This window comes from Acinetobacter sp. V110_1 (assembly GCF_031798975.1).
Taxonomy (GTDB): Bacteria; Pseudomonadota; Gammaproteobacteria; order Pseudomonadales; family Moraxellaceae; genus Acinetobacter; species Acinetobacter nosocomialis_A.
The window spans coordinates 651,064-665,538 of sequence record NZ_JAVQNN010000030.1; the positions used below are offsets into that span (position 1 = coordinate 651,064).

The 14,475-nt window shown below is 37.4% G+C and carries 16 protein-coding genes; 8 read left to right on the forward strand and 8 right to left on the reverse strand.

The window, feature by feature from the left end; all coding sequences use genetic code 11:
• Positions 1-10 precede the first annotated feature (10 nt).
• Entirely contained in the window at positions 11-1,999 is a 1,989-nt protein-coding gene (gene tkt, locus RMA95_RS14035; protein WP_311071377.1) for a transketolase, read from the reverse strand.
• A gap of 525 nt (positions 2,000-2,524) precedes the next feature.
• Between tkt and metK the strand changes: the two genes are divergently transcribed.
• Positions 2,525-3,691, forward strand: coding sequence for a methionine adenosyltransferase (gene metK, locus RMA95_RS14040; RefSeq protein WP_311071379.1), 1,167 nt, complete (start codon positions 2,525-2,527; stop codon positions 3,689-3,691).
• Between the two features lie 121 nt (positions 3,692-3,812).
• Here the strand turns inward: metK and RMA95_RS14045 are convergent, their stop codons facing one another.
• Positions 3,813-4,061 (reverse strand): hypothetical protein, encoded by a 249-nt coding sequence (locus tag RMA95_RS14045; protein WP_263613561.1) that lies wholly within the window; start codon positions 4,059-4,061, stop codon positions 3,813-3,815.
• 259 nt (positions 4,062-4,320) lie between these two features.
• On the opposite strand from RMA95_RS14045, the gene RMA95_RS14050 reads away from it, so the two are divergent.
• Entirely contained in the window at positions 4,321-4,512 is a 192-nt protein-coding gene (locus RMA95_RS14050; RefSeq protein ID WP_311071381.1) for a hypothetical protein, read from the forward strand.
• A gap of 69 nt (positions 4,513-4,581) precedes the next feature.
• On the opposite strand, the gene RMA95_RS14055 is transcribed toward RMA95_RS14050, so the two are convergent.
• Positions 4,582-5,142 carry an FxsA family protein gene (locus RMA95_RS14055; RefSeq protein WP_311071383.1) on the reverse strand — a complete coding sequence of 187 codons (561 nt, stop codon included), beginning with the start codon at positions 5,140-5,142 and terminating at the stop codon, positions 4,582-4,584.
• Between the two features lie 390 nt (positions 5,143-5,532).
• Between RMA95_RS14055 and blaOXA the strand changes: the two genes are divergently transcribed.
• Positions 5,533-6,357, forward strand: a complete 825-nt coding sequence (gene blaOXA / locus RMA95_RS14060) for a class D beta-lactamase (protein ID WP_311071385.1) — start codon at positions 5,533-5,535, stop codon at positions 6,355-6,357.
• A 71-nt stretch (positions 6,358-6,428) separates the two neighbouring features.
• On the opposite strand, the gene RMA95_RS14065 is transcribed toward blaOXA, so the two are convergent.
• Positions 6,429-6,974, reverse strand: a complete 546-nt coding sequence (locus tag RMA95_RS14065) for an N-acetyltransferase family protein (RefSeq protein ID WP_311071387.1) — start codon at positions 6,972-6,974, stop codon at positions 6,429-6,431.
• Positions 6,971-7,564 carry an XRE family transcriptional regulator gene (locus RMA95_RS14070; RefSeq protein WP_311071389.1) on the reverse strand — a complete coding sequence of 198 codons (594 nt, stop codon included), beginning with the start codon at positions 7,562-7,564 and terminating at the stop codon, positions 6,971-6,973. Before RMA95_RS14070 ends, RMA95_RS14065 begins: the two co-directional genes overlap by 4 nt.
• A gap of 193 nt (positions 7,565-7,757) precedes the next feature.
• Between RMA95_RS14070 and ruvC the strand changes: the two genes are divergently transcribed.
• Positions 7,758-8,303: a crossover junction endodeoxyribonuclease RuvC gene (ruvC, locus tag RMA95_RS14075; RefSeq protein WP_002121356.1), complete on the forward strand. Its 546-nt coding sequence runs from the start codon at positions 7,758-7,760 to the stop codon at positions 8,301-8,303.
• A gap of 4 nt (positions 8,304-8,307) precedes the next feature.
• Here the strand turns inward: ruvC and RMA95_RS14080 are convergent, their stop codons facing one another.
• The gene (locus RMA95_RS14080) at positions 8,308-9,768 is read right to left on the reverse strand and encodes an NAD(P)H-hydrate dehydratase (protein ID WP_311071392.1); all 1,461 of its coding nucleotides are present in this window, start codon (positions 9,766-9,768) and stop codon (positions 8,308-8,310) included.
• A gap of 26 nt (positions 9,769-9,794) precedes the next feature.
• Between RMA95_RS14080 and queG the strand changes: the two genes are divergently transcribed.
• The gene (gene queG, locus RMA95_RS14085; RefSeq protein WP_311071393.1) at positions 9,795-10,895 is read left to right on the forward strand and encodes a tRNA epoxyqueuosine(34) reductase QueG; all 1,101 of its coding nucleotides are present in this window, start codon (positions 9,795-9,797) and stop codon (positions 10,893-10,895) included.
• Positions 10,896-10,982: 87 nt separating this feature from the next.
• Positions 10,983-11,972 carry a biotin synthase BioB gene (gene bioB / locus RMA95_RS14090; RefSeq protein ID WP_002049782.1) on the forward strand — a complete coding sequence of 330 codons (990 nt, stop codon included), beginning with the start codon at positions 10,983-10,985 and terminating at the stop codon, positions 11,970-11,972.
• Positions 11,973-12,017: 45 nt separating this feature from the next.
• Here bioB and RMA95_RS14095 read toward each other — a convergent pair whose 3' ends face one another.
• Positions 12,018-12,230 carry a hypothetical protein gene (locus tag RMA95_RS14095; protein WP_002050123.1) on the reverse strand — a complete coding sequence of 71 codons (213 nt, stop codon included), beginning with the start codon at positions 12,228-12,230 and terminating at the stop codon, positions 12,018-12,020.
• Between the two features lie 66 nt (positions 12,231-12,296).
• Positions 12,297-12,647: a hypothetical protein gene (locus RMA95_RS14100; RefSeq protein WP_263613554.1), complete on the reverse strand. Its 351-nt coding sequence runs from the start codon at positions 12,645-12,647 to the stop codon at positions 12,297-12,299.
• A gap of 446 nt (positions 12,648-13,093) precedes the next feature.
• Between RMA95_RS14100 and RMA95_RS14105 the strand changes: the two genes are divergently transcribed.
• A complete protein-coding gene (locus RMA95_RS14105) occupies positions 13,094-13,630 on the forward strand; it encodes a fimbrial protein (RefSeq protein ID WP_311071398.1) in 537 nt (178 codons plus the stop codon).
• A 70-nt stretch (positions 13,631-13,700) separates the two neighbouring features.
• Entirely contained in the window at positions 13,701-14,441 is a 741-nt protein-coding gene (locus tag RMA95_RS14110; protein WP_311071400.1) for a fimbria/pilus periplasmic chaperone, read from the forward strand.
• Positions 14,442-14,475 lie beyond the last annotated feature (34 nt).

Genomic DNA, 14,475 nt, shown 5'->3' on the forward strand with positions numbered 1-14,475 from the left:
AGTTAAATCATTAAGCGGTTAATTCTTTTACCGCAGCTACTACAGCTTCAGTTGTAATACCAAAGAATTGGAACAAATCTTTTGCTGGTGCAGATTCACCATAAGTTGTCATACCAATTACTTTGCCATCAAGACCAACAAACTTCCACCAGTAGTCAACGTGAGCAGCTTCTACAGCTACACGTGCACGGATATGAGCTGGCAATACAGCTTCACGGTATGCAGCATCTTGTTTCATGAACTCTTCAGCACATGGCATAGAAACAACACGAACACCTTCAAGTTGAGCATAAGCTTCCATTGCTAAAGAAACTTCAGAACCAGTAGCAATAATAATTGCTTTCAACTCACCTTTCTCTTGAGCAAGAACATAACCACCTTTTGCTGCATTCTGAATTTGTTCTTCAGTACGCGTTTGGAATGGCAAGTTTTGACGAGAGAAAATAAGTGCTGTAGGACCGTCTTTACGCTCTAAAGCAGATTTCCATGCAATTGCTGTTTCTACAGTATCAGCAGGACGCCAAGTATTTAAGTTTGGTGTACCACGTAAAGAAGCAATTTGTTCAATTGGTTGATGTGTTGGACCATCTTCACCTAAACCGATTGAGTCATGTGTATAAACATGAATCACGCGTTGTTTCATCAATGCAGACATACGCACTGCGTTACGTGCATATTCCATAAACATTAAGAATGTTGCAACGTAAGGAATGAAGCCGCCATGTAATGCAACACCATTCGCGATTGCAGTCATACCGAACTCACGTACACCATAGTACACGTAGTTACCAGCTGGATTTTCTTGAACACCTTGGCAACCTTTCCAAAGTGTTAAGTTAGAACCAGCTAAGTCCGCAGAACCACCTAATAATTCAGGTAATAAAGGACCAAATGCTTGTAATGTGTTTTGGCTTGCTTTACGAGTTGCTACAGTCTCAGCTTTAGCATTTGTTTCGCGAATAAATGCATCTGCTTGAGCTGAAAACTCTGCTGGTAAATCACCGCTAATACGACGAAGTAACTCAGCTGCTTCTATTGGATATTTTGCTTGGTATTGAGCGAATACTTCATTCCAAGCTGCTTCAGCTTCGTTACCTTTTGCTTTAGCATCCCATGCAGCATATACATCAGCAGGAATAACAAATGCTTCTTCAGTCCAGCCTAAAGCTTCACGAGTCAAGGTAATTTCATCTTTACCTAATGGCGCACCGTGACAGTCTTCTTTACCTTGTTTGTTTGGAGAACCTAAACCAATAATTGTTTTACAAATAATGATCGTTGGTTTTTGAGTTTCTGCTTTAGCTTCAACTGTTGCTTGACGAATAGCATCAGCATCATGGCCATCTACACGAAGAACTTGCCAACCATAAGCTTTGAAACGCTCTTCAGTGTCATCACTGAACCAACCTTCTACTTCACCATCAATTGAAATGCCGTTGTCATCATAATAAGCAATCAATTTACCAAGCTGTAAAGTACCTGCCAATGAACATACTTCGTGAGAAATACCTTCCATTAGACAGCCATCACCCAAGAAACAATAAGTGAAGTGATCAACTACTTTTAAGTCATCTTTATTGAACTGAGCAGCTAAAGTCTTTTCTGCCAACGCAAAACCAACAGCGTTTGCAATACCTTGACCTAAAGGACCAGTCGTTGTTTCAATGCCTGGTGCATAACCATATTCAGGGTGACCAGGAGTTTTTGAGTGCAATTGACGGAATTGTTTTAAATCTTCAATTGAAAGATCATAACCTGTTAAATGAAGCAAAGCATATTGCAACATTGAGCCATGGCCATTTGACAAAACAAAACGGTCACGGTTTGCCCATTGTGGATTAGTTGGGTTGTGATTTAAAAACTCGCGCCAGACGACATCAGCAATATCTGCCATCCCCATTGGAGCACCTGGATGCCCTGAGTTTGCCTGTTGCACAGCATCCATTGCCAATACACGAATTGCGTTTGCAATACGACGTTCGTTTAAAGGGGTCGTCATAGATCAGAATCCAATTTTAATAGATTGATGAAAAGAAGAAGATGAATAACCATTCAATGCCGCTATATTGTCTTAAAAAAACGCCTAGGGGTAAACCCCAACACTGTATATTTCTTTATTTTTAACTATTTCTTGGTTACTCAAAAAACATTTAGATTCTTAAGTTGCATAAAACAATACGTTTTATCGCTATTCTCTAATGAACTGTTGTAGGCATTTGATGTTTATAAAAAGCCTATAAAGATGAATTTATCTTTCTTATTTATACTATTTCACTTCACAGTTTAAATTTTGTTGATTAATTTTTCGCAAAATCAAATGCTTAAAATTTATGCGTTATGAGCGTCGTCTATTATAAAAATATTTAATTATCAGATGACTATATCAATTTTACTGATACACTTATCAATTAAAACATAGTAGAAATGAAATAAATTCATGCTTTTTAGTCAGTATGAACTGGTCCTCAAGCTCAAGTCGATGTAACATATTATGTCTTTTTGAAATAACCAAGATAGGACTTTCATGCGCGAGTACGCTGTTTTTACCTCGGAATCTGTAAGCGAAGGTCATCCCGATAAAATGGCCGACCAAATTAGCGACGCTATTTTGGATGCAATCTTAAAAGAAGACCCATACGCACGTGTTGCTTGTGAAACACTGGTAAAAACAGGCGCTGTTGTACTTGCAGGTGAAATCACAACTACTGCGAATATTGATGTAGAAGCTGTTGTTCGCCAAACTGTTAACGGTATCGGCTATCACCATTCAGATCTAGGCTTTGATGGTTCAACTTGTGCAGTCATCAACATGATTGGTAAACAATCACCAGAAATTGCACAAGGTGTAGATCGCCAAAAACCTGAAGATCAAGGTGCCGGTGACCAAGGTTTAATGTTTGGTTACGCAAGTCGTGAAACTGACGTGCTTATGCCAGCTCCTATTTCTTACGCTCACCGTTTAATGGAGCGTCAAGCTGAACTTCGTCGTTCAGGTGCATTACCATGGTTACGTCCAGATGCAAAAAGTCAGGTAACTTTTGCTTATGAAAATGGCAAACCTGTACGTTTAGATGCAGTAGTACTTTCTACTCAACATGATCCTGAAATTAGTCAAACTCAGCTTAAAGAAGCTGTAATTGAAGAAATTATCAAACCGATCATTCCTGCTGAAATGTTCCATGCTGCTACTAAATTCCACATTAACCCGACTGGTATGTTTGTTATCGGTGGTCCAGTAGGTGACTGTGGTTTAACAGGTCGTAAAATCATCGTTGATACTTACGGTGGTATGGCTCGTCACGGCGGCGGTGCATTCTCTGGTAAAGATCCATCTAAAGTAGACCGTTCAGCTGCATATGCTGGTCGTTATGTTGCTAAAAATATTGTTGCGGCTGGTCTTGCTGACAAATGTGAAATTCAGGTGAGTTATGCAATTGGTGTTGCAGAGCCGACTTCTATTTCAATCAATACTTTCGGTACTGCAAAAGTTTCTGATGAGTTAATTATTCAATTAGTACGTGAACATTTTGATTTACGTCCATTTGGTATTACTCGTATGCTTAACTTAATTCAACCAATGTATAAGCAAACAGCTGCTTATGGTCACTTTGGTCGTGAAGGTTCAGACTCTGCATTTACGTGGGAAAAAACTGACAAAGTTAAAGTACTTAAAGATGCTGCGGGCCTCTAAGTCCCATATATTAAAAGCCCGCTCAATGCGGGCTTTTTTATTATTTTTATATATTGTTAAAACTAAGCAATAAGCCAACCAACACACATTATTGAATAAGTATGTAGCAAATTAAGCACTACTACTGTTTCGTAGTTTTATCACCTTCATTTAGTACATCCAACAAAGTCGATTGCGTAGGCGTATCTTGATGATTCTGGATATAAACATGGACAACTTTGAATACAACGACTACAGCTAGACAAGCCATCACACAAAACATCCATAACCCATACGGGCTTCGAATATGGTGTGAACCACAATACGGACATGATTTATCTGTTGATGCCACGACTTTGTCACAACATGCACAATGATATTGATATAGCATAGGTAACCCTCCTTCCCTCACTTCAACCGTTGTTGTTTTAATAGGTTTGCTACAATTTTTAATTTATACATCCTTTATATTTATCCTATGTGAAATGAAAAGAGAATTCAATCTGAATGAACAATGCGTTCATTTTTAAAAAATTTAGATTATACAAAGAGATAAATTAAATATTATTTTTTCTGTACTATTTTTCTTATTTTGATATTTTGCTGAATTTGCTAAAATGCATAAATAGTTTATTTTTCTAGGCCAATCTATGTCACACACACAGCTCATTAATAAAGGTGGCTTTCGTGAAAGAGCCAATAGAAGCCGGAAATATCAACAGTCTGAAAACAAGCAAGCAAGTCTGCCTTCAAACAAGTATCAACCTCAAACCAAGTCAGAAGAAAATCAAACTGTAGCAGCACCAGCTGACATGGATACTCCTAAAACTTCAGATGAATAACGCATATAACATTAAAAAAGGCCTAAACATTTAAGATTTAGGCCTTTTATCTTTTATATAAGGAATTAATTAATCCTTATTTTTATGTTCAATTTTCTTATGGTCTGGGGTAACTTCTCGTGCTTCACCATCAATAATACTTGAATCGCCACGATATTGACCACCACCTTGTTGACCTTGCATGTCCTGCATTTGACGCATTAAATCAGCAAATGGATTTTGACCAGCGCCAGCACCGCCCATGCCACCCATCATTTTTTCCATCATAGCTTGCTGACGCTTTGCGAGTGTTCTCATTGCGATATTACGGAACGCAGTTTGTACGCCCGGAATTAGAATTAAGAGCGCTAAAACGTCTGATACCAATCCAGGCACCATCAATAAAAAACCTGCAAAAGCATATGCTAGTTTTTTAGTCACAGTTGGATCACTGCCTAATTGCCCAGTCATCTGCATTTGTTGTAATTGCGGCATAATACCAGCCGTACTTTTACGAATAAGCGTTAGACCAATAAAGAAAGCAATAATGAACCAGAAAAACACATACCATCCACTGATGAACTGTGCTACGCCAATCCATACGGCAATTTCAACAATCGCGCCCAGAACCACAATAAGAAGTAAATTCATGTAAAACTTTATCTATCTCAAAAAGAAAATTCATTGCAGGTGTCACCATCTAACCCATAAACCATTTTCAGTTGAAAATAGGATTAAAAAGGCTGTAAAGCTTAGACAATGTTTTCTTGTAACTTCAAATCACCGCTAAACCAACATTCTGCAATACTATCAATAAGACTGATTCTAAATTAATAAAATAGCCATACTTTATTATTAATGAGTGCTATAACGACTTTATCAAGTGTTTTTTCTACAAGATTGCATTTTTTCAAAAATTAGCCGTTTTTTTATCTATTATCGACATTTTTCTAAAATCTAACTTACATTTTTGATATCTAATATTTGATCCACTCAAGTTACATTAATTAGCTAAACTTTAAATTTAATTTTATAAATCGCATGAATATTAAAGCTATCTTATTGGTAACAAGCGCTCTTCTTATTTCTGCCTGCTCGCATTATATAGTGACCGCAAATCCAAATAATAGTGCTTTAAAAGCAGATGAAAAAGCGCAGAAAATTAAAGACATCTTTGAAGAAGCACATACAACTGGTGTTTTAGTTATTCAACAAGGTCAAACACAACAAAGCTATGGTAACGATCTTACTCGAGCTTCAACAGAGTACGTACCAGCTTCAACCTTTAAAATGCTTAATGCTTTAATCGGCCTTGAGCACCATAAGGTAACCACAACAGAAATATTCAAATGGGATGGAAAAAAGCGACTCTTTCCTGAATGGGAAAAGGATATGACACTAGGCGATGCTATGAAGGCTTCTGCTATTCCAGTTTATCAAGATTTAGCTCGTCGTATTGGACTTGAGCTCATGTCTGCTGAGGTAAAACGTGTAGATTATGGCAATACTAATATTGGCACCCAAGTCGATAATTTTTGGCTTGTCGGCCCTTTAAAAATTACACCTCAACAAGAAGCACAATTTGCCTATAGGTTAGCTAACAAAACCCTTTCATTTAGTCAAAATGTACAAGAACAAGTTCAATCCATGCTTTTCATAGAAGAAAAAAATGGAAATAAAATATACGCAAAAAGTGGCTGGGGATGGGATGTAGACCCACAAGTGGGTTGGTTAACTGGCTGGGTGATCCAACCTAAAGGGAATATTGTAGCGTTCTCTCTCAATTTAGAAATGAAAAAAGGAATACCTAGCTCTGTTCGAAAAGAGATTACTTATAAAAGCTTAGAACAATTAGGTATTTTATAAACCTACGCTATGCCCCAGTTCAGTTTTTCTTATATTGAACTGGGCCATTGTCTAACAAAAAATTTGATAATTTACCCATCAACAGGTTCAAATGGTGTATTTAAAATTAACTGATAAAAAGCAGCGTCTAACCATTGTCCAAACTTAAAACCTACCTGTTTAAAAGTACCCGCATGTGTGAATCCCATTTTTTCATGGAGGCCTATACTGGCTTGATTTGTCGCATCAATACAACCAATGAGTACATGAAGCTGGGCTTCTTGAGCTCGCTGAATTAACGCTTGCATTAAAACTTTACTCAACCCACAGCCACGATGTTCATGATGAATATAGATACTATGCTCAACTGTATACTTATAAGCTGGAAAAGCTCTGAAAGTTCCCCAACTAGCAAATCCTAATAATTTACCCGATTCATTTATAACCCCAATGATAGGGAAATCATTTTCTCTCTTTACAGAAAACCAGGTTTGCATTGAAGCAAGCGAGCGCGGTACATAGTCATATAGGGCAGTAGAGTTAATAATTGCCTCATTGAGAATCTCTAATATTGCTGCTGCATGTTCTGCCTCATTACAGTCAATTAAGCGAAAATTAGAATCGAGGAAATAGTTCATAAAGCTTCCTTAAGAGCAGACACGAGTTGATTAGAGACGACTAAAATATAGCGCGCGACTTGTGATGAATTATTGCTGTATATAACAGGTTGATCTAATTGCATAGCCAAGCAATCCCCTTGACCTAATGCGTAAGAATTTTCACCTAATTGAATATCAATTTGCCCTTCAACTATCCAAAGTTGCTGTTGTACTACTTTAGAGCTTTCACTCATTTCATACGTAATTCGAGAATGAGGCGGGAATTCAATTTCAACAATTTGAAATGGTAGTTTTAAATTTGGTGGTGATACGGTACGGCGAACATACCCAGTTTCCGGATCTCGCCACTCAGCTTGTTCATTTCGGTGAATAAATGGTTGAGGAGATGAACTAGTTGCTTCGTTCGTGAAAATTTGAGTTAAGGGTACTTCAAGTCCATTGGCTAGTTTTTCAAGCACGACTGCTGTTGGACTCGTTTCCCCTCTTTCAATTAAAGAAATAGCTGAACGACTGACTTGGCATCGGGCTGCAAGTACGTCTAAAGTATACCCACGGGCTAAACGTAACTCTCGTATACGATGTGCAATTCGTATATTAATATCGTCCATTCATCAGACTCTATTCCACAATTATAGATAAGTATTCCACTAAAATAGAATTACATCAAATGATTTTAAAAATATAAATTGGTACGATAAAAACCGAAAAATAACCGTTCATCACAGCATTCTTTAAATTACCCATGCAGAACCGTTTTGGCTATGTAACAATACTCTCTAAACTATTTATACAAGTCTTCATATGGCATTGATTATTGGAATTGACCCAGGTTCACGCTTAACAGGTTATGGAATCATTGAAAAAGATGGTAGTAAACTGCGTTTTGTCGATGCCGGTACAATCCGAACAGAAACTCAAGAAATGCCAGAGCGCTTAAAGCGTATTTTCGCTGGCGTTGAGCGAATTGTGAAATTTCATGGCCCAACAGAAGCTGCTGTTGAACAAGTTTTTATGGCCCAAAACCCAGACTCTGCCTTAAAACTAGGACAAGCCCGTGGTGCAGCCATAGCCGCATTAGTTAATTTAGATTTACAGGTTGCAGAATATACTGCTCGTCAAATTAAACAATCTGTAGTGGGTTATGGCGCCGCAGATAAAGAACAAGTACAAATGATGGTTATGCGATTACTTAATCTGACCATTAAACCGCAATCCGATGCAGCCGATGCCCTTGCGGCTGCCATTTGCCATGCTCATGCATCGGGAAGTATGAGTAAGCTTTCGGTCTTAAATGCTTTAGGTGGTATGGCACGTGGACGGAGCCGCTCGAGTAGCCGTAGACGTTAAAGCTTTATTGATTCACGACTTGAGTAATTGCCTGATTCATTTCATAAGCTTGTAAACCACGCATGCCGTGTTTTGCAAGTTCATCACCTGCTTGGGCATGCAGAGTCACTATCTCATGTAATGCAATACCTTTGTGGAACTGGGCTTTTAAGCTCGCGATCATACCTGCTAATACATCCCCCATTCCACCAGTTCCCATACCAGCATTACCTTGGGTACACATGTACAAGTTATTCTCTAAAATTAAGCTACCAGCCCCTTTAAGCACCCATTGACCCATATATTTTTGTTGCAACGCATAAATTGCAGCAATTCGGTCATTTTCAATTTCCGCTGTAGAAGAACCCAGTAAGGTAGCAGCTTCTCCTGGATGAGGCGTCGCATAAACGTGTGCACCCAATTTTTCAGGCTGCTTGGCAAGAAACCATAAAGCATCTGCATCTAAAACAGTTTCTAGATGTGTACTCTGATTTAATAAATTAAACCATTGCTGATAAATTTGCTGTGCCCATTCATCACGGCCCAGTCCCATTCCAAAACATACTGCATCGACTTGAGACAAAATATCTTTGATGTCCTTTTCTTCGAGCTCATTAATATCACGGAGCATAATATTAGGAGCTCGTGACAAAATGGCCTGATGGTGGTTGCGATGACAAATCACAGTCACTTTACCTGCCCCCGCATGAAAAGCAGCTTCAGCAGCCATAATGACAGCGCCACCCATTTGCTCATGCCCACCGATCACCAAAACATGTCCATAACTTCCTTTATGCCCAAAAGCCATACGTTTAGGAAGTTTAATACTTATAGGTGTTAAATAAGCTAAAGGTTTTAGCTCTTGATCTACCGGAATCAAATTAATTAAATGAACTTGCCCTACGTACTCTTTACCTTGCCCAGTAAATAATCCTGCCTTAAGACCTAAAACAGCAAAAGTATGGTCAGCTTTTATTGCTGAAGGTAAGACACGTCCTGTATTTGCATGCAAACCACTTGGTATATCAATCGAGATTTTTAGTCCAACTTGTTCATTAAATTGTTGAATAGCATTTTGCCAATCATCATTTAACTGACGGTTTAAACCAATCCCAAATAATGCGTCAATATGGCAATCAAAGGTTTTACTCACCTCGAAACTTTGGTGAACCTGAACATCATTTTCCTTCGCAAAATCGACGGCATGTTGTAAATCAGTTGAGTCGCCCGACTCAGCCGCAAATATCTCTACATGAAATCCAGCTTGTTTTAAATAACTTGCTATAAAATAGCCATCACCTGCGTTATTACCCTGTCCGCACCAGACGGCAATATTCTTAAGATTTTGGTTTTCAAAAATTGCGATGAGCTGTTGAGTGATTGACCAAGCTGCCTGCTGCATTAAGCCTAATGATGAGTTTTGTGCAGCAAACCAGCGCTGCTCCCATGCTCGAATATCATCGCTATGGTAAACTACCGCCTGCATATTATTATCCTCTTGCATTTTGGTTTATGACATCTTCCGACACATCACGCATTGCAGTGCAACAACTTGATCCTCATGAATTAAAAGCATGGATCAAAGCTCAAGCATTAGACTTGGGTTTTGCTGATTGTGTCATCGCAAAACCAGATGCTCAAGAGCAAATGCCACGTTTTTTAGAGTATCTTGAACGTGGTTATCATGCAGATATGACTTATCTAGAAGAAAACCTAGAAAAGCGAGCTGATCCGACCTTATTAGTTCCGGGCACAAAAAGTATTATTTGCGTACGTATGAATTATTTGGTGGAATCGCCAAAGCCACGATATGTACCACTTGAACCGAACTCAGCCATTATCGCCCGATATGCACGTGGCCGTGATTACCATAAGGTGATGCGTGGTAGATTGAAAACTTTAGCAACACGAATTCGTGAAAAAGTAGGAGATTTTGAGTCACGCCCTTTTGCTGACTCGGCGCCTATATTTGAAAAATCACTAGCTGAAAGTGCTGGAATGGGTTGGACGGGTAAACATACTTTGCTCATTCATAAAAAGTCGGGTTCTTTTTTCGTTTTAGGTGAATTGTTTACATCACTCGACCTACCTTTTGACGAACCTGCAACAGCACATTGTGGCTCTTGTAGCGCGTGTATCGACATTTGTCCAACGCAGGCGATTGTCGAACCTTATATGCTCGATGCTAGACGTTGTATTGCATACCTAACTATCGAATATAAAGGAATTATTGCTGAAGAACTGCGTGCAGGTATTGGTAACCGAATTTTTGGTTGTGATGACTGTCAGTTAATCTGCCCTTGGAATAGCTTTGCAAAAAAAGCTTCTATTACCGATTTCGACCCTAGACATGGTTTAGATAACATTAGTCTGCTCGAGATTTGGCAGTGGGATGAAGCTACTTTTTTAGCCAATACCGAAGGTAGTCCAATACGTCGCACAGGTTATCAATCATTTAAACGCAATATCGCTATTGGAATGGGTAATGCGCCATATTCAGAAGAAATTGTAGATCAACTACACAAAGGCAAAAATTTACATGACGAAATCGTCAATGTGCATATTGATTGGGCAATTGAGCAGCAACTTAATCAACTTCAGCTATCAAATTAAAAAAATGATGTTTTTTGCCCTATAGCTTTAATACGAATTCTGTATGATTATGTACAGTGAATTAATGCCATCATCATGGATATGACAATGACTCTACGTAATGATTGGACTCGTGAAGAAATCCAAGCTCTATATGAACAACCTTTTTTGGATTTAGTTTTTAAGGCTCAACAAGTACACCGTGAGCACTTCACTGCCAATACAATTCAGGTCAGCACCCTTTTATCGATTAAAACGGGTAAATGTCCTGAAGATTGCAAATATTGCTCTCAATCTGCACATTACGATTCAAAATTAGAAGCAGAAAAACGTATTGCTGTTGAAAAAGTAATTAGCGAAGCAAAAGCTGCAAAAGATTCAGGTTCTTCTCGTTTTTGTATGGGCGCTGCTTGGCGTAACCCACATGAACGCGATATGCCGTATGTTTTAGAAATGGTACGTGAAGTTAAAGCATTAGGTATGGAAACCTGTATGACTTTAGGTATGCTTAACCAATCACAAGCAGAACGCCTAAAAGATGCTGGTCTAGATTATTACAACCACAACCTTGATACTTCTCGTGAGTACTATTCTCACATTATTAGTACTCGTACTTTTGATGACCGTTTAAATACTTTGGACTATGTGCGTCAAGCAGGTATGAAAGTATGTAGTGGTGGTATTGTTGGTTTAGGTGAAAGCCGTGAAGATCGTATCGGCCTATTGCATGAACTAGCGACCTTACCTATTCATCCAGAATCTGTGCCAATTAACATGCTAGTTCCAATTGAAGGTACACCACTAGCTGATGTTGAAAAACTAGATGTCATTGAGTGGATTCGTACAATTGCTGTAGCACGTATTGTTATGCCACATAGCTATATCCGTTTATCAGCAGGTCGTGAATCCTTAAGTGATTCAGATCAAGCTTTAGCATTTATGGCTGGTGCGAACTCTCTGTTCTCGGGTGATAAATTGCTTACCACTCCAAATGCAGGTGAAGGTAAAGACCAAGCATTATTTAACAAACTTGGTTTAACTGCTGAAAAGCCAAAACCAACTGTTTCTGACCTATCAGTAGATGCAATGAGTGCTTAACAGCATCAAGAATAGAAAAGCCCTGATCATTCAGGGCTTTTCCATTTATACAGAAGTGACTAATATTCCATAAGTAGCATTCAGAAAGGTTCCAACTCGAATAATATCCCTACCTGCCGCATGTGTAACCGATAATTCTTGGCTCAATACATCAAACTGAAAAGATTCAAAAACATCTTGGTGGTTTAAAAGCCATAGAATGGTATCTGAAATATTTTCATCCGCGATATAAGTCAAAGCTTTATAGTCTTTGCTCATGAATAACTCTAATAAAAAAACCAAGTAAATTTTATCCGAGATATTCAGAGCTTAAAAGAAATTTCCTTAGGCAGCTTTAGGGTTTACCAATGAGTGACCTGACAACAAGCTAGTTAACGCCTTAGGTGAAAACTCTAAAGAAAGTACATGACTTTTTAAGTTGATTGAGTGTCTGCTAATCAGTGGCAACAGCCCTTCTTCAGTTTCTAGAACATACTCATCAACAATATTTAAAATGCCTTCTAAATTCGTTGTACTAGATGCCAAGTCATGGCTAAAGACATCATAAATTGTTTGTAAGTTAAACGTCGTATTCTGTTCTGTAGGATGTTTAAGTAAATAGTCTTTTAAAAATAAGACTAATTTATGAGCAAAGAAAAAATAATTTGGTTTATAACTGTATTTCATGCTGTTCATGGAAACAAACTCCAGACGATCTTTTATTGAATTACAACTAAAACACTAGGAATTAAACCTTAAAAAATTCTTAAAAAAATAAATATCTTTAAGCAATATAAACAAAACAATTTTATCATTAAAAAACAATTACTTAAATAAATAAGGAAACATACATTTTATATTTCTTTTTAAAGAAAAACTTAAATTAATTAAATTCAACAACTTAAATTAAACTCATTATCAATTTATTTTAAATAAAATAAATTTAATGTATTTTACCAAATGGTATAAATCACAATTAAAATAAACTTATTTATTAAAAAATAATCAATAAAAATATATAAAAATATAATGTTATTCTTGTTTTTTAATTGAAAGGTGCTATATTTCCACCGCACTACTTGATCAGAATAAAAGCACTGAAAAGTAAGCAATCTATACTTATAGGATATTTCGGGGATTTCATGAAAAAATTTATTTTTATAGCGACAGCTACGCTTTTTAATATTACAGCAGCACAAGCAGCGGACGGTACAATTACTATTAATGGTTTAGTAACTGATAATACTTGTACAATTGATACAGGTGATAAAAACCTTACTGTGAATTTACCTACAGTATCATCTCAATCTTTAAAAAATGCAGGTGATGTTGCTGGTCGCACTCCTTTTCAAATCAATTTAACCAATTGTGCTTCAGCTGGAAAAGTTGCGACTTATTTTGAACCAGGCGCAACTGTCGATTTTAATACTGGCCGCTTATTAAACCAAGCTACCTCTGGTGCAGCTGCTAATGTCAATATTCAACTATTAGGGAGCAATAATGCAGTAATTCCTGTACTTGCTAAAGGAATTTCAGGTGCACAGGATAACTCTCAATGGGTAAATGTTTCTGCTGGTGGTAATGCTGATCTTAATTATTATGCTGAATATTATGCGACTGGTGCATCTACTGCTGGTACTGTAACTTCACAAGTAAAATACACGATTATTTATCAATAATTTAAAACCAGCTTCTATTATTAAATAGAAGCTATATCTCATCTATTATTTGTTATTGAGAATATGACTCATGCTTTTTCGTGGTCGTAAATTTTTTTGGGGAATGGCTTGTCTTCAAGCCGTAATTGCTACTACAGGACATGCTGAAATAGTACTTCATGGTACACGTGTAATATACCCATCGGACGCCCGAGAAGTCAGCTTACAGCTCAGCAATAATGGTACAGCTCCTTCTCTTGTTCAAGCTTGGATTGATGACGGAAATGCTAAATCGACTCCCGATGAGTCGAATGTACCCTTTATTATTACACCTCCTATTTCACGCATCGAACCATCTAAAGGTCAAACTTTACGAATTACTGCGCTACCCAATGCGTCTCAATTAAACCAAAATAAAGAAAGTGTTTTCTGGCTTAATGTATTAGATATTCCCCCAAGACCAGAAGGGAAAAAACAAGAAAATAATGAAGCATTACCTAATAATTTTCTTCAATTAGCGATTCGTTCACGAATTAAATTCTTTTATCGACCAGTAAATTTAAAAGAAAATATTGATACTTTTAGTGAAAAAATCCAGTGGGTAAAAAACGGGGAAACATTGTTTATTAAAAACCCTACTCCCTTTTACATTACAATAAGCTCAATTTTTCAAGAACAGAATCATCAAAAAACAGACTTATTAAAACAAGGTCTGATGATTGCTCCATTTTCAGAAGATCAGATAAAACTTAAAAATAGCAATATAACGAATATGAGCTTTGTTTATATAAATGATTACGGCGGGCGAATTGAAAAAACAATAAAGTTCTAAACCTATCTATCTTTTTAAAAACTTAAACACCTAT